This is a genomic window from Aeromonas sanarellii (genome assembly GCF_000820085.1).
Classification (GTDB): Bacteria; Pseudomonadota; Gammaproteobacteria; order Enterobacterales; family Aeromonadaceae; genus Aeromonas; species Aeromonas sanarellii.
Genome location: NZ_CDBN01000050.1, coordinates 75,549 through 92,191 on the forward strand (window position 1 = coordinate 75,549; position 16,643 = coordinate 92,191).

Genomic DNA, 16,643 nt, shown 5'->3' on the forward strand with positions numbered 1-16,643 from the left:
CTCTTTTCTGGCCGCTGCGGCTGCTCTCCTTGCAGGGGTCTGCATCGTGATCTGGGTAAAACGCATCTTCCTGTGGCTCATGGGCCTCTTCTTCCTGCTGCTCATCGGCGTCAGCCTGCTGGGCTTCACCCACCAGGGCAACAAGTGGCTGTGGCAGCAGGCCAGGGGCGCGCTGCCCTCCCTCAAGGGGGAGCTGGTGGCGGGTCAGCTCGGCTATGGCTGGACCCTGGAAGGGGTCGGCTGGCAGGACGAGCTGGTGGATGTCACCGTGGAGCGGGCGGTGCTGGACTGGGATCTCGGCAAGTTCTTGCAGGGCAAGCTCTGGATCAAGTCTCTCGCGGTCACCCGTCCCGTGGTCCGGGTGGCCGAATCCGAACCTGCGCCGGAAGCGCCGTCGGAGCCCTTCGTCTGGCACCCGTTGCCGCTCAAGATCCAGGTGGACAGCCTCAGGGTGGCCGGCCTCGATCTGGCCGTGCCCGGCGTGGCGGTGACCCTCAAGGATCTGGAGATTGGCGCCACCCTGGATCGCAAGGGGCTCATGGTGCGCGGTCCCGTGCTCGATGGTCTCGACATCGTGCTGGCACAGGCCCCCAAGGAGGCCGGCAGCAAGCCCCCCGCCGACAAGGGGAAGAAGCCCGCCAAGCAGGGGCAGGGCAAGGGCGAACCGCAGAAGGCGAAGGAAGTGGCGGCCAAGGCGTCCGAGGGACGCCAGGCTGACAAGGGCGGCAAGGGCAAGGCTGCGAACAAGCCCGAGCCCATAGTGCTGCCCGAGATCCGCCTGCCTTTCCCCATCCAGCTGGAAGGCCTGAACGCCACCAGGCTGCGCTACCAGCAGGGGGAGCTTGTCGAGGGGCTCGACACCCTGCTGCTGTCGGCCAAGGCCCAGGATGAGCGCATCGACGTGCGGGAGCTCTCCCTGCGCCACGCCATGGCGGATCTGGCCTTGAGCGGCCATGTGCGCCTGGTCGAGGATTATCCCCTCGCCCTGACTCTGGATGCCAAGGCCCGCAAGGGGCTGCTGGAGAACCAGCTCAAGGGGGAGCAGGCTAACCTGACTCTGGCGGGGTCCGTGGGCAAGCTGGGGCTGGCGCTCAAGGCCAAGGGGCCGGTCACCGCCAATCTCAAGGGATCGCTCTCGGCCCTCGAGCCGGATCTGCCGTTTGATCTGGCGCTGGAGTGGAAGAGCCTCGCCTGGCCGCTGCACAAGCCTGCCAAGGATGAACCCAGCTACCGGCTGGACAAGGGCACCCTGAGCGCCAAGGGCAAGCTCTCCGGCTACCAGTTTGCGCTGAAGACCGCCGGCAAGGGCACCGATGTGCCGCCCTTCAAGGTGGCCCTGTCGGGCAAGGGGGATCTCGGCCAGCTCAGCCGCATCGAGCTGCTGCTGGGTGCCCTCCAGGGGGAGCTCAGGCTCGACGGCAAGCTGGCCTGGAACAAGGGGGTGCAGTGGCAGGGCACCACGGAATTCAAGGGGATCAACCCGGCCGAGCTGGTGCCGGAGATCAAGGGGACGCTGGCGGGCAGGATTGCGAGCCGCTTCGAGCTGGACGAGGCGGGCCACTGGCAGCTGGCGCTGCCGGAGCTCAAGGTTGACGGCAAGCTCAACCAGTATCCTCTGGCGCTCAAGGGAGCCCTCAGCGGCAACGACAAGATGGAGTGGACCATCCCGGCCCTGGCGCTGCAAAGCGGCCCCAATCAGTTGCAGGCGAAGGGCTCCCTCACGACCCTGGCCTGGAAGCTGGATGCGCAGATCGACGCCCCCAAGCTCGGTGGCATCTACCCCGGCCTTGGCGGCGATCTCAAGGGACAGGTGCGCGTCACCGGCAGCCAGCAGGCGCCAAGGGTGAGCGTGGATCTGGTGTCGAGCCGCCTCTCCTATGCGGGGACAGTGCTCAAGGAGACGGCCATCCGGGGCAATGCCCTGGTGGGGGACAAGCCTGCGGGCGAACTGGGCGTGACGGTGGCGAGCCTGGCGCAGGGAACGACAGCGCTCTCCCAGATCACCCTGAACCTGAGCGGCGATCTCAATCGACACGATCTGACCCTGACCATGAAGGGGGAGCCGGTGGCCGCGGATCTGCGACTGAACGGCAGTCTGCGCGGGGATCGCTGGCGTGGCGCCCTCTCCGAGCTCAGGCTGAAGACCCCCCTCAAGCGCTGGTCCCTGATCGCCCCCTGGGCGCTGGACCTGGATCTGCCGAGCCAGCAGCTGACCATGGGGGATCTCTGCCTGGGGTCCCAGAAGGCCAGCCTCTGCGTCAAGGGCAGCCGCATCTCCCCGGCCCAGGGCAGCCTGGAGTTTGCCCTGAGCCAGTTCGATCTCAAGCGGCTGCGCCCCTGGCTGCCTGACAACTTCCGCTGGCAGGCGGTGCTGTCGGCGGACGGGCGCGCCAGCTGGCGCGGCAGCCAGCCAACCCTGCACGCCACGGTGCGCACCACGCCGGGCACCTTTGTCGCCGACGAGCTCAAGACCGACTACCAGCGCCTGGAGCTGGGGGTGGACTTCGAGCGCCAGCAGGCCGCCATCCGGGTCGACTTCGCGTCCCAACAGATCGGCAATATCGACACCGATCTGCTGATCAGGGAGCCCGCCGGTCGCGGTCAGCTGTCGGGCCAGCTCAGGTTTGACGATCTCAAGCTGACCACCTTCGCCCCCCTCATCCCCGAGGTGCGCTCCCTGCAGGGGATCATCTCGGCGGATGCCCGTTTCGACGGCACCCTGGCCGCGCCCCTGCTGTACGGCGAGCTGGATCTGCGGGAAGGGGAGGTGCAAACCCACTCCGACATGGTGACCCTCTCCAAGCTGGTGACCCGCCTCAAGATCGATGGCAATCGCGCCGAACTCGACGGCTCCATGCTGGTGGGCAAGGGGCCCCTGGCGCTGGGCGGCTGGCTGAGCTGGGCCCGGCAGCCCGTCACCGGCAGTCTCACCATCCAGGGCAAGGATCTGGAGGCCCAGTATCCGGGCATGGGCCGGGTGCGGGTGACACCGGATATCGCCATCTCCCTGGGCGAGGAGACCCGGGTCACCGGCCAGGTGGACATCCCCTGGTCGCGGATCCTGGTCAAGACCCTGCCCGAGAGCGCGGTGGCGGTGTCCGATGACGTGACCGTCATCTACGACGATCTGCCTCCCGTGCCCAAGGCGGCGCCGCTGCCCATGGAGATCAGGCTCGCCGTACGGCTCGGGGACGATGTCCGGCTGGAGGCCATGGGGCTCAAGACCAAGGTGACGGGGGCGCTCAACATTCGCCAGGTTCCGTCCAAACCCTTGGCGGGCAATGGACAGCTGGAGCTGAAAGACGGGCGCTTCAAGGCCTATGGCCAGAACCTCATCATCAAGGAGGGGCGTATCCTCTTCTCCGGCCCCATCGATCAGCCCTATCTCAACATCGAGACCTACCGGGATCCCGATACCATAGAGGACAACGTCACCGTCGGGGTGCGGGTGACCGGGCCGGCCGCCAAGCCGAAGATCACCGTCTATTCCGAGCCGCAGATGGCGCAGTCCGAGCAGCTCTCCTACCTGCTGCGCGGCAAGGGGCTGCAGACCAGCGGCGAGGATGGCGGCTTCAATGGCCTGCTGGTGGCGGGGGCCGTGAGCCAGGCGAGTGGCGTGGTCTCCAGCATAGGGGAGTCCCTCGGCATGAGCGACGTGGCCCTCGACACCGCCGGCAGCGGAGACGATACCCAGGTCACCCTGTCGGCCTACCTGCTGCCCGGCCTGCAGTTCCAGTACGGGGTCGGGGTGTTCAGCCCCATCGCCGAGTTCAAGCTGCGCTACGAGCTGATGCCCAGGCTCTACCTGCAGGCCATGAGCGGGGTGGCCCAGGCGGTGGACATCTTCTATCGCTTCACCCTGTGAGGACGCGGGATGCGAAGACGGGAGGCCAGGGGCCTCCCGTTTTTTATTGCCCGGGGAGGGAGACGCGGTCGGGAGCGGGGAGCCGGAAAAGCGAAAACCCGGCGCGAGGCCGGGTTTTCTGGAAGAGTGGTGGAGGGAGAAGGATTCGAACCTTCGAAGGCAGAGCCGTCAGATTTACAGTCTGATCCCTTTGGCCGCTCGGGAACCCCTCCACGGGGCATTGCCTGATGGTGCGCACTTGAATGGTGGAGGGAGAAGGATTCGAACCTTCGAAGGCAGAGCCGTCAGATTTACAGTCTGATCCCTTTGGCCGCTCGGGAACCCCTCCCCAAGTGCGAGGCGCATACTAACAGATCTGCCGCGCTTGTGAACCCCTTGGCAGGGATTTTTAATGCTTAAAGGATCGGGTTGATGGCCGATAAGCAATGAAACCCTTATTTCCAAGATTTATCTCATGCTGCCCAGTGCGATTCGTGACCGACTGCTCGTCGATGAGGCCCAGCTTGGCCAGCGGCTCAACCAGGATCTCCGCCAGGGAGACAGGGCCGACTTCAGGCTGCACCTGGCGCTCCTGACCGAGGCGGTGGAAGAGCAGCCCTGGTTTGACGGCCCGCCCCCGGCTGCCTCTGGCACGACGCCGTGGCGCACCCGCTTCGGCCTGATGCCCCAGCCCCCCCTGCAGGGGGGAATGGAGGAGACCGGGGCCGGAGCGCTGAACGAGCGCCTGCAGCAGGGGGGCTGCATGGCGGACGTCCGGCTCTGGCTGGCGCTGCGATCCCCCCCGCTGGTGAGCCGGGCGCCGGCGCTGGATCCCGCCGTCTATGACAACCTCTCGGCGCTGGGCCGCGAGCGCTGGCTGGGGAAGCAGGCCGCCAGCCCTCTGGGTGGCGAGCCCAGGGGGGAGGATCCTCTGCTCATGCTGCCGCTGCTGGATGAACTCTCTCGCGAAGTGGATGCCAGGCTGCGCTGGCTGGGGTGATGGGCGCCGAGTCGGCGCCATGCAAAAAGGCGGGATGACCCGCCTTTTGCTCAATGGATGGAGAGGGGAACCGGATCAAGCGTCCGCTTCGTCCGGCTGGGCCACTTCCTTGCCGGCGGCACGGCGGGCGATGGGCTTCTCCGTGTGACGGTTGAGCTGGCGCTCCAGCTTCTGGCCCAGATCCGTGATGGCGGCATAGAGATCCTCATGCTCTGCCTGCGCAAACAGCTTGCCGTTGGGGATGCCGACCGTGGCTTCGACGATATACATCAAACGCTCTTTGGAGATGATCACGTGGGGTGTGATAAGAGGCACCTGAAGACGCTCGAGCTTTTCAAAACGGGATTCAATGCGCTCGCGGATGGCTGGGGTGATGTCAATGATTTTGCTGGTCATTTCAATTTTCATATTGGCCCCCTTCGGGTCGTCTTGCTTGTGTCTTCACCCTCAGATTACCCATGTGGTTAAATCAGAATGTGATCTGAATCACGAAATGTCCCCCTGGCGATCTCACCGTCCCCAAATTGTGAGCTTTTCCCGTTTCATGCCAAAAACCGCTTGAGCTCAGTGAAACAGGAAGGCAGTATCAGGGAATAGGATCGTTTCTGTCCCCCTCTTGGCAGCGCCTTGTGCCGACCCGATATCCGGTTTTCGCCGCACCGCCTCGTATTTTCTCTATCCACATCGCGTTATCGCATCGCAGAAGATTGCCATGCGCCGGTGGAGATATGCGCGTAAACGGATATGCTTTTCTGCAAGAGTCGGGGGTGGATGACGTGGTTGTCGTGTCGGAGTCGTAAATGAAGCAGCAAGCCACCCAGATGATGTGGTTTTATGATCGGCAGCATGAGCAGTGGAGCCTGTCGGATCATGTCTCTTGTGAGCCCTGGGCAGGGGAGGGGCCTCATCCCTGGGCCGGGCAGCTGGTGCCGGAAGATGAAGCGGGTTTCGCCGATTTTCTCTCCAGACTCCACCACAGTGGCCAGTCCGGCCAATTCATCGGTCACCTCGGCGACGAGACGGGCAATGTGCACCATGTGCTCTGGTACGGTCAGTATGTGGCGGCCCAGCAGCTCTGCTGTGGCTGGCTGGCCCCGCTCGAGATGATCCACCGCGAGATGAGCCGCACCGAGCCGCCCGCCGGGATCATTCCGCCACTGCCCCTGTTGCAGGCCCCCTTGCTGGCCAAGCTGGCACAGGCGCTCTCCGCCAAGACGGGGCTCGATTTCTGCCAGACCCTGGTCAACGAACTCGCCCATATCCTGGGGGCCAGCGCGGTCTGGCTGACGGAGCGGGTCGGGCTCGACCGGCTCAGGGTGCTGGCGAGTCACGGCATCGACGTCAAGGAGTACGCCCTGGGCGACATGCCTTGCCAGCAACTCTATCGGCAGGGGGCCACCAGCCCTTCCCCCGTCAGTGAACCATTGAGCGAGGGCCAGGGCCTGCCCGCCGGCCTTCATTACTACGCCCAGCCACTGCTGGATCGCGGCGGCCAGCTCCTGGGCCATCTCGCCCTGCTGTTCCCGAGCCAGACCCAGACCGCCGATCTGGGCTCAGTGCTGACCATCTTCTCGGTGCGCATGGTGGCCGAGCTGGAGCGTCTGCAGAGCGATGCCCTGATGCGGCTGTCTGCGGTGGCGTTCGAAACCCACGAAGGCATCATCATCACGGATCCCGAGTTCAAGATCCTGCGGGTCAATTACGCCTTCAGCCAGATCACCGGCTTTGACAGTCAGGGGGTCATAGGCCTGCACCTTGGCAACGATCTCTGGTCGGGACTGGGCGGGCTGGGCTATGAGCTCAACGCCCTCGATCGCTGGCAGGGGGAGACCCTGCGTCTGCACGCCGACGGCCGCGCCTATCCCCAGTGGGAAATCGTCACCCCGGTGCAGGACGACAAGGGGGGCATCAGCCACTACGTCATCTTCTTCGAGGACATCTCCGAGCGAAAGGCGGCGGAGCGCCGCATCCAGGATCTCGCCTATTACGACGAGCTGACCGGCCTGCCCAATCGCCGCCAGCTGCACGAGACCCTGGCCCAGGCGTTTGCGGAGGCGAGCCGTGAGCACCTCATCGGCGCCCTGCTGTTCATCGATCTCGACCACTTCAAGACCATCAACGACTCCCTCGGCCACGCCACCGGTGACTGGCTGCTCAAGGAGGTGGCCAGCCGGCTCAAGCGGCTGGTGCGCCAGGGAGATTGCCTGGCGCGACTCGGCGGCGACGAGTTCGTGCTGCTACTGCCGGCGCTCTCCATCAGCCCGCCCCAGGCGGAGATGCAGGCCGACCTCATCGCGGAGCGGCTCATCGGTGAAATCGCCGCCCCCTACAGCCATGGGGGACAGGTGCTGCATATCGGGGCCAGCGTCGGCATCACCCTCTTCCCCGGACGGGAGCAGGAGGCGGGGGATTTGCTCAAGCAGGCCGACACCGCCATGTACCAGGCCAAGTCGGCGGGCCGCAAGACCCGGCGCTTCTTCGATGCCTCCATGCAGTTGCAGGCCGACCGGCGTCTGCTCATCCACAACGAGCTGCGCAGCGCCCTCGACAACCAGGAGCTGACCCTGCACTACCAGCCCCAGCACATGGTCGAGGGGGGGGACCTCATCGGGGTGGAGGCGCTGATCCGCTGGCAACCGCCGGGCCGGGCCCTGGTCTCCCCCGCCGAGTTCATCCCCATCGCCGAGGAGACGGATCTCATCGTCGACATCGGCAACTGGGTGCTGCACGAGGCGTGCACCCAGTACGTCTCCTGGGAAGAGAACGGAATCCACGTGCCCCAGCTGTCGGTCAACGTCAGCGCCAAGCAGTTCCATGCCCCCGATTTCGTCGATCGCATTCACGACGTGCTGGCCTCGACCGGCATGGATCCCGCGTGCCTGAACCTGGAGATCACCGAGTCCGTGGTGCTCGGCCATGCGGAGGACACCATCAGCAAGATGACCGAGCTCAAGACCCTGGGCATCAGCTTCGCCATCGACGACTTCGGAGCCGGCTACTCCTCCCTGAGCTACCTCAAGCGGCTGCCGGCGGACGAGCTCAAGATCGACCGCTCTTTCATCCAGGACATCCCAAAGGATGGGGACAACATGGCCATCGTCGAGGCGGTGATCGCCATGGCACGCCACATGGGGTTCAACGTGACGGCGGAGGGGGTGGAGTCCCGCCAGCAGCTGGAGTTCCTGCAGGCGCAGGGCTGCCATTTCTTCCAGGGTTATCTCGCCTCCAAGCCGCTCCCCGTGCCCTATCTGGAACGCTATGTCAGCCGCCTGGTGCGCAGCGAACGCAGCGCCTTTGCCGACAAAAATAGTGTGGCGTAGCCCGGGGGCTTAGCGGGTAGAATGAAGGTATGTCACCACCGCCAGCGGGCGGTGGCCGTGCCTTTGAAGGGAGAATGCCATTCGTGAAAGCCGTGCAGGGAATCATCTTATCGGCGCTGTGTGTGCCAGGGCTAGTGGCACCCGTCTTTTCGCAAACCATGGAACAGTCCCTCTATCGTGAGGGCTATGACGCCGTGCGGGCCAATGATCAGACCCGTTTCGAGCAAATTCGTGCCCGCCTGAGCCATTACCCCCTGCGGCCCTATCTGGACTACTACCAGCTCGCCTTCAGGCCGGGGGCGGCGGACTATGACGACGTGACCCGCTTCATCCGCCAGCACGGGGACACGCCCCAATCCAACCGCCTGGAGCGCGCTTACCTCAGCTATCTGGCCCAGAGCCAGCAATGGTCCCAGTTCCTGCGCTTCTACCCGGCCAAGCCGAGCTCCACCGATCTGCTCTGTCAGCACTATCAGGCCCGCTTCTACACGGGGCACAAGAGCGAGGCCCTGAAGGAAGCCGGCAAACTCTGGCTGAGCGGCCAGTCCAGGCCCGATGCCTGCGATCCCCTGTTCGATCTCTGGCAGCAGGCTGGACTGCGCACCCAGGAGAAGATATGGCAGCGCATGAGCCTGGCCTTCGAGGCGCAGAACCCCAATCTCATTCGCCACCTGGGGGCCCAGCTCGGCAGCGGCATGAAGGGATACGGGGATCAGATGATCGCCCTGTATGAGCAACCCGTGCGGGCGATGAATCCGGCCAACTTCATGGCGACACCGCCATCGCGCCAGCTGCTCTCCCTGGGACTGGCCCGCTATGCCAATGAGCAGCCGGATGCGGTCTTGCGCCAGCTGGGGGAGATGACCCGCCGCTTCGGCCTGAACCACACCGAGGTGACACGGGTGGAGCGGGCGGCCGCCCGCCGCCTGCTGCTCGATCGTTCCCTCGCCCAGCGCAGCTGGCTGGACGCGGCCCTGGTGCGCCTGAAGGATGGCGAGCTGATGGAGCTGCGTGCCCGCCTGGCCGTCTGGGAGCAGGACTGGCGCGGGCTGGAGGGCTGGGTCAAGCGGATGCCCATGGCACTGCAGAAGGAGGATCGCTGGCGCTACTGGATGGCGCGCTCGCTGGAGGAGCAGGGGCGGCAGAAACCGGCGCGGGAGCTCTATCTCGAGACCGCGAATCTGCGCGGCTTCTATGGCTTCATGGCGGCGCAGCGCACCGGGGTGCCCTATCGCATCAAGAACCAGAGCGTGGCGCACAAGGTGCCGGACTGGCGTACCGCCAGCCAGCGCTGGCCCTTCCTGCTGCGGGTGCGCGAGCTGCTGGCGATGAACGAGATCACGGCGGCCCGCTCTGAGTGGATCCACAACATGGATCGCAACAGCGTGGCACAGCGTCTCGAGTTCGGTCACATCGCCCTCAACCAGGGCTGGCACGAGCTGGCCATCCTCTCCAGCATCCGGGCCGAGGCCTGGGATGCGCTGGACTTGCGCTTCCCGCTGCCGCTCAAGCGCACCTTCTCCCAGATGGCCCAGGAGCGGACCATGAACACCAGCCTGCTCTACGCCATCTCCCGCCAGGAGAGCGCCCTCTATCCGCTGGCGCAGTCGCCGGTCGGGGCGCGGGGCCTGATGCAGCTGATGCCGGCCACCGCCAGGGAGACGGCGGGCAAGCTGGGGGTTCCCTATCGCAACGAGCAGCAGCTGTTCGATCCGGCCATGAACATTCGCCTCGGCAGCGCCTACCTCAAGCGCCTGCTGGACGTGTATGACGGCAACCGGATCCTGGCGGCGGCGGCCTACAACGCGGGCCCGGGCCGGGTGAAGCGCTGGCGTGAGCAGAGCGAGAACAAGCCGATGGATGTCTGGGTGGAGAGCATTCCCTATCGGGAGACGCGCAACTATGTCCAGAACGTCCTCTCCTTCGACCTCATCTATCAGCACAAGCTGCAGCAGCCCCTGCGTTTCATGTCGGAACGCGAGCTGAATCACGCCTACTGAGTCAGGGGGCAGTCGTTGTCGCGGCTGCCTCCCATTCTTGCCCAAGAATGGTTATCATCCCTTAAGCTTTGTTACAAAAGGAAACCTGCCAGGTGATCGGGCCCCGCGTCTTGGTCTGGCAGGTTCGATACAATGCCCGATCATCACAGACAGGCTTTCCCAACAAAGGAATCGAGAGTGGCAACGATCAAAGATGTGTCTCAGCTGGCGAATGTCTCCATTTCGACGGTGTCTCGAGTGATCAACAACACGGCTCAGGTGGCGCCAGAGAAGCGCGAGGCCGTGCTCGCGGCCATGAAGGAGCTCAGCTTTCGTCCAAACAGCTTCGCCCAGGCCCTGGTAAGCAAACGTTCCAACTGCATCGGCGTGCTGGTGGGCGATCTGTGTGGCGGCCCCTTCTTCGCCCAGATGATGCGCGGCATCGAGAGCATGGTCGACAAGGCGAACAAGTTCACCATCGTCGTCTCCGGCAACCACGATGCGGCCAGGGAGCGTCACGCCATCCAGGCGCTGCTGCAACGCCAGTGCGACGCCCTGATCCTGCACAGCAAGGCCCTGCCTGACGAAGAGTTGAGCGAGCTGGCGTCGGGCACGACCCCTATCGTCTTCATCAACCGCCAGGTGCCGGGTTGTGAGGAGCGCTGTGTCTGGCTGGACAACCAGGCGGGCATCACCACGGCCTGCCAGCATCTGCTGGACGCGGGCCACCGCAAGATAGCCTTCGTCACCTCGGATGACGAGGAGTTCGTCGATGGTCAGCAGCGGATGGCCGGTTATCGCTTCGCCCTGGAACGGGCGGGCATCGAACTGGATCAATCCCTCATCGGTCGCGCCTACGCCGATGAGAAGGGCGGCTATGTGGCCATGAGCGAGCTGCTGGAGCGCGGGGTCGAGTTCACCGCCGTCCTGGGCTTCAACGATGCCATGGTGGCGGGGGCCATCTCCTGCCTGCTGGAGCGAGGTTACAAGATCCCGCAGCAGGTGTCTGTGGTCGGCTTCGACGACATCCCCTATGCCCGTTACATCTATCCCAAGCTCACCACGGTGCGCTACCCCATCGAGGAGATGGGAGAGCGGGCCGCGGAACTGGCCCTGCGCCTGCTGGATCACAAGCCGGTAGAGGGGCTGGAGCTCAAGTTTGAAGCGGAACTGGTGCGTCGGGAGTCGGTGGCCTGAGTCATAAAGTTGGCCCCAAGTGGGCCGACTTTTTCACAAGACATTGAAAGCGCTTTCAGAAATCCTTTTCAACTGTGATCTGCTTCAAAGCTTTTTAGTGGCGCTGCCACTAGGATAGGCCCACGAATTAGGAGCGTGCGCTCCCGATTTTCCCGCTGTGGGAGGTAACCGGCTCATCCGGCTATTTCCTTCGTTACTTTCGACGGTCATCATTGGATGGCCGTTTTTTTTTGTCAGGATCCTGGAATGACGCACGAACATGAGTATCAGACGGGCATCGTCGGCGCCGGCTGGCTGGGGTTGCCGCTGGCACAGGCGCTGCAGCGGTCGGGCCAGCGGGTCGCGGTGACGGTCAGCAGCGCCGAAAAGGCCGGGCGACTGCGAGGGGAGGGCATCGCCGCCTGGCCGTTGCTGCTCGCCCCCGAGATGGAGACGCTGCCGTTTCGCTGCCGTGACCTGGTGATCTGCGTGCCCCCCAGCAAGACCCGGGATTACCCGGCATCGGTGGCCCGGCTGTGCCGGTTGGCCCTGATGGCGGGAGTGCAGAGAGTGCTGTTTATCAGCGCGACCTCGGTATGGGCGCCCGGGCAGGGGGAGGAAGAGACGCCTGCCCCTGCCCACGAGAGAGGGATGCGAATGCGGGCAGCCGAGCTCGCCGTGCTGGACGCCGGCTTTGCCTGCGCCATGGTGCTGCGCCCGGCCGGCCTCTACGGCCCCGATCGCCATCCAGGGCGTTTCCTCGCGGGCAAGACGCTGGCGGGAGGCGGGCAGGCGGTGAATCTGGTGCACCTGGACGACGTGGTGGCCGCCTGCCAGCTGATGCTGGCTCAGGGGCTGGATGGGGAGGCCTACAACCTGAGTGCCCCTGTCCACCCGCGCCGGGAGCAGCTCTATCCCTTCGCAAGCCGTCTGCTTGGGCTGCTGCCCCCGCAGTTCATCGAGCCGGCCGGCGACTTTGCCCCCATCGAGGGGCAGCGCATCTGCCTGCGGCACGGTTTCGTCTATCGCTGGCCGGATCCGGCCCACTGGTTTGCCGAGCAGGCTGCCCTGAAGGGGTGAGCCAGGGATGCTGTCGGATTGCCATGGCGGCTGACCACGTGTGGGAGCCAGGTCTGGCGCGGGCCTGAGGGCAATTGAGGTTTGCCAAGGGCGGGATCGCCCCCTATCATGCCGCCATCCATGACAGAGAGAGCGGTAATGATGGAAGAGACAAAGCGTCACCCCGATGGGGAACTGTTGCTGAGAACCCTGGCGATGCCAGCCGATACCAACCCCAATGGCGATATCTTCGGGGGGTGGATCATGTCCCAGATGGATATAGGTGGGGGCATCATGGCCAAGGAGCTGGCAAAGGGACGCATCTGCACCGTCTCGGTCGAGGGGATGACCTTCCACAGCCCGGTCAAGGTGGGGGACGTGGTGTGCTGCTACGGGCGCTGCCTGAAGATAGGGCGAAGCTCCATGCGCCTCAAGCTGGAGGTCTGGGTCAAGCCGGTGCTGCGGGAGAACGAGGCCCAGCGCTACTGCGTGACCGAGGGGGTATTTACCTACGTGGCCATCGACGATCAGGGTAAATCCCGCCCGGTCCCGGTCTGATGCGGGTCAGATCAGCCGGGCATTGATGATGGATATTTCCTGCTCAAGCCCGGTTTTTTGCCGTATCATGCGCTCCAGCATCTCTTCCGAGCCGACGCACTGATGGGTGTCAAAGAGGCAGAGATCGCACTGGGGATCCCGCCTGATCTGATAGACGGTGGAAAGCTCCACTTGATGACAGGTTCCTTGTTGATCATAAAATGTCACGCGGTACTGGTGCTGTCTCGCCATGGCGGGATCCCTCGTGGGTGAGTCGGGCCGGACACGAATAATGAGACTAGTCGGCGATCATGAGCTCTGTGAGGGCCATGGCGCCTTGCAGAGGCAGGTGATTGTTAGCCAATGAAAAATAGTTATCGGATTCTGGGGACCTCCCTGCTGACACTGGGTCTGGTCGGCTGTTTCGAGGTGCCGGATCAGGATCATCTGGTCACGGCCGCCGGCATAGTGCCCGGCGCCAACTGCGATCGCCCCCCGCTGGTGGCTCTTGCCTCCACCGCCTTGCCCCGGGAGTTTGGCATCACCGTCTGGAATCTCTACAAGGGACAGCGCAAGAACTGGCGCGAAGGGCTGGACCAGTATGCCAAATCCCAGGATCTGGTGCTGCTGCAGGAGTCTGCAACCCGACCCGAGATGCTGGACTGGTTGCGGCGAGGCGATTTCCAGTGGCAGCAGTTGCAGGCCTTCACCCAGGGCGGCGTCTCCTTCGGCGTCATGACGGTCGCCAAGACGCCCCAGGCCTTCGTCTGCGGTGTGCGCTCCCCCGAGCCCCTGCTGCGCATCCCCAAGTCCGGGCTGGTGAGCCTGTATCCCCTGCAGGGGGATCCTGACGGCGTGCTGGTGGTGAACCTGCACGCGGTCAACTTCGAGTTGGGGATGGCCACCTTCCGCGAGCAGCTCAACGATCTGACTGCCCTCGTCCATCGCCACCAGGGGCCGGTCATTCTGGCCGGGGATTTCAACACCTGGAGCGACAAGCGGGAATTCTGGCTGAACAAGCTGGTGGGAGAGCTCGGGCTGCAGGAGGCCGTCCCGGTGCCCGACTTGCGCCGCACCGCCTTCGGCCGCCCGCTGGACCACCTCTACTACCGCAACCTGGATCTGGTGGAGGTGAGTTCCCCGGCCACCGATTCCTCGGATCACAATCCCATCCTGGCACGTTTCGCGGCCCAGGCCATCACCCCCTGAGGTTCGATGGAATGCAGATAAAAAAATACCCCGCACTCGCGGGGTATTTTTTTGGGTTTTGATGAGCGATCAGCTGTTGTTCTTCACGAACAGGGTCAGCTCCTGACCCGGCTTGAGGTAGTCGCTCTTGCCGAGCTGATTCCAGCGCATTACGTCGTTGACGGCGACCTGGAAACGGGCGGCGATAGAGGAGAGGGAGTCACCGCGGCGCACCTGGTACACCATGGACTTGTTGCTGCCCTTGCCTTGCTTGGGCCAGACCACCAGCTTCATGCCTGGCTTCAGGGACGACTTGGCGTTCAACCCGTTCCACTTGGCCAGATCGGCGTGGGTGACCCCGTGTGCCTGGCTGATGCTCCACAGATTGTCGCCGGAGCGCACCCGGTAATGCACCTTGCTGCCACTGCGGCTCGCCAGTTGCTGCGGCTTGCTCTGGGCGGTCTGGCTCACCATGGCTTTGCCGCCATTGGGGATGATCAGGCTCTGGCCACGGCGCAGGTTGTTGCCGCGCAGATTGTTCGCGAGCTTGAGCTGCTGCACGCTCACCCCGTGATTCTGGGCGATGCGGGACAGGGTGTCGCCGCTGGTGACCTGATAGGAACGCACACCTCGGGTTCGCTCACGCTGGGGCAGATCGGCCAGGGCCAGCTCCAGCGTATCGGCATACTCGACGGGCACCAACAGGTTGTAGGGACCCCGCGGCGAGGTCATGCCCCGCTTGAGTGCCGGGTTGAGCGCCTTGAGCTGGGAGGCGGAAATGCCCGCCAGCTGCGCCGCCACGTTCAGATCGATCTGGCCACCTGTGTTGATGGTCCGCAGCTGCGGCTTGTTGGCCAGCACCGGCAGGGTGACATTGTATTGGTCCGCATTGCGGATCATGTCGGCCATGGCCAGGATCTTGGGCACATACATCCGCGTCTCGCGGGGCAGGTCCAGGGACCAGTAATCGGTCGGCCGGCCCGCCCGCTCGTTGCGTACGATGGCATTGCGCACCCGACCTTCGCCCGCGTTGTAGGCAGCCAGGGTCTGCAGCCAGTCGCCGTCGAAGAAACGGTTCAGGTACTCCAGGTAGTCCAGTGCGGCATTGGTGGAGGCCAGGACGTCGCGTCGGCCGTCGTACCAATTGTCGTGGCGCAGGCCGAAATTCTTGCCGGTCGCAGGAACGAACTGCCAAAGACCGACCGCATTGCTGCGGGAGCGGGCATTGGGATCGAACATGCTCTCGATCATGGGGATGGTAATAAGCTCCATTGGCAGCTCACGCCGTTCGATTTCCTCTACCATCAGATACAGGTAGGGCTCAGCCCGGCTGGCAATGGTCGCCATATGCTTATCATTGCGCAACAACCAATCACGCTGTTGCCGGACACGGGCGTTATCGTACGAGTCCAGCTGCATATCATCGCTGATACGCACCCACAGGTTATCAGTGTCATCCAGCTCTTCTATCTGTTCGTCGCCGAACAGCATGCGCGAAGAGTGTTTCTTGTACGTTTTCTTGCTGACTTGGGGGGATTTCATCGGCTCGATTGCCGTTACCGCCCGGTCATCCTGATGGCTCAGGTTTTGACAGCCGCTGAGAAACAGCGCCGCCAATAAGGCCGTTCGTAGCTTCATCTCGCTCAGGTCATCTATGGAAAAACAGCTCGCATCATAAGGGGCAATGCCCCCCTGATCAAGGTTTGTTCAAAAAACGTCCTTCCAGGCCCGCAGGACGGTGAAGGTATCCTCCGGATTTTCCAAGCATTTCAGGGCGTATTTTTCAGCAGAAAATTTCACTGAGTCCTGCTCGCAGCGCAGAAAAACATTGAAATGCCGCTCATCCCCCAGTCGGGAGGGGAGACTCGGCAGGCCCTGCTGGCGCAGCTTGCTGATCACCCCGATCTGCCGCTGGATCGCCGGGTTGTCCGGCTCGACCGCATGGGCGAAACGCAGGTTGGCGAGGGTGTATTCGTGGGCGCAATAAAGGAGGGTGTCGTCGGGCAGGGCCGCGAGCCGTTGCAGGGAGCCGTACATCTGGGCCGGGGTACCCTCGAACAGGCGGCCGCAACCGGCACTGAAGAGGGTATCGCCACAAAACAGCATGCCCTGGCCGTAATAGGCGATGTGGCCATGGGTGTGGCCGGGCAGGTGGAAGACGTCGAGACTCAGGCCATGCCAGTCGATCCTGTCACCGTCATCGAGCCACTGGCCGTGATGCTCCGGCATGGGGTCATGCTTGGGGCCATAGAGGCGGGCGTGCGGGAAATGGTGCAGCAGATCCGAGACGCCGCCGACGTGATCGCGATGGTGGTGGGTCAGCAGGATGGCGTCGAGCACCAACCCCAGTGCCTCCAGTCGCGCCAGCACCGGGGCGGCCTCGCCCGGATCGACGACCAGGCAGTGATTCTCGTGGCGGATCAACCAGATGTAGTTGTCGTTAAAGGCGGGAACTGTGATGACGGTATACATGGCTCGGCTTCTCTTTTGTGTTCTTTGGGGATGGGATCTTATATAACTGGATGGCATTCGCACCCCGG

Annotated in this window: 13 protein-coding genes and 2 tRNA genes; 9 read left to right on the plus strand and 6 right to left on the minus strand. The window is 63.9% G+C overall.

The window, feature by feature from the left end; all coding sequences use genetic code 11:
- Positions 1-46: 46 nt before the first annotated feature.
- The gene (gene tamB, locus BN1132_RS10460) at positions 47-3,865 is read left to right on the plus strand and encodes an autotransporter assembly complex protein TamB (protein ID WP_042077362.1); all 3,819 of its coding nucleotides are present in this window, start codon (positions 47-49) and stop codon (positions 3,863-3,865) included.
- Positions 3,866-3,992: 127 nt separating this feature from the next.
- Here tamB and BN1132_RS10465 read toward each other — a convergent pair.
- Both BN1132_RS10465 and BN1132_RS10470 read right to left on the minus strand, forming a co-directional pair.
- A tRNA-Tyr gene (locus BN1132_RS10465) sits at positions 3,993-4,077 on the minus strand.
- Between the two features lie 31 nt (positions 4,078-4,108).
- Positions 4,109-4,193, minus strand: a tRNA-Tyr gene (locus tag BN1132_RS10470).
- A gap of 126 nt (positions 4,194-4,319) precedes the next feature.
- Here BN1132_RS10470 and BN1132_RS10475 point away from each other — a divergent pair.
- Positions 4,320-4,844, plus strand: a complete 525-nt coding sequence (locus BN1132_RS10475; RefSeq protein ID WP_042077363.1) for a VC2046/SO_2500 family protein — start codon at positions 4,320-4,322, stop codon at positions 4,842-4,844.
- Between the two features lie 75 nt (positions 4,845-4,919).
- Here the strand turns inward: BN1132_RS10475 and hpf are convergent, their stop codons facing one another.
- Positions 4,920-5,252: a ribosome hibernation-promoting factor, HPF/YfiA family gene (gene hpf, locus BN1132_RS10480; RefSeq protein ID WP_042077364.1), complete on the minus strand. Its 333-nt coding sequence runs from the start codon at positions 5,250-5,252 to the stop codon at positions 4,920-4,922.
- A gap of 392 nt (positions 5,253-5,644) precedes the next feature.
- On the opposite strand from hpf, the gene BN1132_RS10485 reads away from it, so the two are divergent.
- The 5 genes from BN1132_RS10485 to yciA all read left to right on the plus strand — a co-directional run bounded on the left by BN1132_RS10485 (position 5,645) and on the right by yciA (position 12,936).
- Positions 5,645-8,164 carry a putative bifunctional diguanylate cyclase/phosphodiesterase gene (locus BN1132_RS10485; protein ID WP_042077365.1) on the plus strand — a complete coding sequence of 840 codons (2,520 nt, stop codon included), beginning with the start codon at positions 5,645-5,647 and terminating at the stop codon, positions 8,162-8,164.
- Positions 8,165-8,247: 83 nt separating this feature from the next.
- A complete protein-coding gene (locus BN1132_RS10490) occupies positions 8,248-10,164 on the plus strand; it encodes a transglycosylase SLT domain-containing protein (protein WP_042077456.1) in 1,917 nt (638 codons plus the stop codon).
- A 177-nt stretch (positions 10,165-10,341) separates the two neighbouring features.
- Complete coding sequence (locus BN1132_RS10495; protein WP_042077367.1) at positions 10,342-11,340, plus strand: LacI family DNA-binding transcriptional regulator; 999 nt, start codon at positions 10,342-10,344, stop codon at positions 11,338-11,340.
- Between the two features lie 246 nt (positions 11,341-11,586).
- The gene (locus BN1132_RS10500; protein WP_042077368.1) at positions 11,587-12,399 is read left to right on the plus strand and encodes an NAD-dependent epimerase/dehydratase family protein; all 813 of its coding nucleotides are present in this window, start codon (positions 11,587-11,589) and stop codon (positions 12,397-12,399) included.
- Between the two features lie 138 nt (positions 12,400-12,537).
- A complete protein-coding gene (gene yciA, locus BN1132_RS10505; RefSeq protein ID WP_029314261.1) occupies positions 12,538-12,936 on the plus strand; it encodes an acyl-CoA thioester hydrolase YciA in 399 nt (132 codons plus the stop codon).
- Between the two features lie 6 nt (positions 12,937-12,942).
- On the opposite strand, the gene BN1132_RS10510 is transcribed toward yciA, so the two are convergent.
- Positions 12,943-13,167: a hypothetical protein gene (locus BN1132_RS10510; RefSeq protein ID WP_042077371.1), complete on the minus strand. Its 225-nt coding sequence runs from the start codon at positions 13,165-13,167 to the stop codon at positions 12,943-12,945.
- Positions 13,168-13,278: 111 nt separating this feature from the next.
- On the opposite strand from BN1132_RS10510, the gene BN1132_RS10515 reads away from it, so the two are divergent.
- Positions 13,279-14,124: an endonuclease/exonuclease/phosphatase family protein gene (locus BN1132_RS10515; protein ID WP_042077373.1), complete on the plus strand. Its 846-nt coding sequence runs from the start codon at positions 13,279-13,281 to the stop codon at positions 14,122-14,124.
- Between the two features lie 69 nt (positions 14,125-14,193).
- Here the strand turns inward: BN1132_RS10515 and BN1132_RS10520 are convergent, their stop codons facing one another.
- On the minus strand, positions 14,194-15,450 hold the full coding sequence (locus BN1132_RS10520; protein WP_244462930.1) for a LysM peptidoglycan-binding domain-containing protein: 1,257 nt from the start codon (positions 15,448-15,450) through the stop codon (positions 14,194-14,196).
- Here BN1132_RS10520 and BN1132_RS20250 point away from each other — a divergent pair, their 5' ends adjacent.
- Complete coding sequence (locus BN1132_RS20250) at positions 15,451-15,723, plus strand: hypothetical protein (protein WP_244462931.1); 273 nt, start codon at positions 15,451-15,453, stop codon at positions 15,721-15,723.
- A gap of 87 nt (positions 15,724-15,810) precedes the next feature.
- On the opposite strand, the gene gloB is transcribed toward BN1132_RS20250, so the two are convergent.
- Positions 15,811-16,575: a hydroxyacylglutathione hydrolase gene (gene gloB / locus BN1132_RS10525; protein WP_042077376.1), complete on the minus strand. Its 765-nt coding sequence runs from the start codon at positions 16,573-16,575 to the stop codon at positions 15,811-15,813.
- Between the last annotated feature and the right edge of the window lie 68 nt (positions 16,576-16,643).

Bases quoted from the DNA above. Each gene is read 5' to 3' on its own strand.
- yciA (WP_029314261.1), top strand. From the start codon at position 12,538: ATGATGGAAGAGACAAAGCGTCACCCCGATGGGGAACTGTTGCTGAGA.
- BN1132_RS10510 (WP_042077371.1), bottom strand. From the start codon at position 13,167: ATGGCGAGACAGCACCAGTACCGCGTGACATTTTATGATCAACAAGGA.
- BN1132_RS10520 (WP_244462930.1), bottom strand. From the start codon at position 15,450: ATGGCGACCATTGCCAGCCGGGCTGAGCCCTACCTGTATCTGATGGTA.
- BN1132_RS10500 (WP_042077368.1), top strand. From the start codon at position 11,587: ATGACGCACGAACATGAGTATCAGACGGGCATCGTCGGCGCCGGCTGG.
- hpf (WP_042077364.1), bottom strand. From the start codon at position 5,252: ATGAAAATTGAAATGACCAGCAAAATCATTGACATCACCCCAGCCATC.
- BN1132_RS10515 (WP_042077373.1), top strand. From the start codon at position 13,279: ATGAAAAATAGTTATCGGATTCTGGGGACCTCCCTGCTGACACTGGGT.
- BN1132_RS10485 (WP_042077365.1), top strand. From the start codon at position 5,645: ATGAAGCAGCAAGCCACCCAGATGATGTGGTTTTATGATCGGCAGCAT.
- BN1132_RS20250 (WP_244462931.1), top strand. From the start codon at position 15,451: ATGCTTATCATTGCGCAACAACCAATCACGCTGTTGCCGGACACGGGC.
- BN1132_RS10475 (WP_042077363.1), top strand. From the start codon at position 4,320: ATGCTGCCCAGTGCGATTCGTGACCGACTGCTCGTCGATGAGGCCCAG.
- gloB (WP_042077376.1), bottom strand. From the start codon at position 16,575: ATGTATACCGTCATCACAGTTCCCGCCTTTAACGACAACTACATCTGG.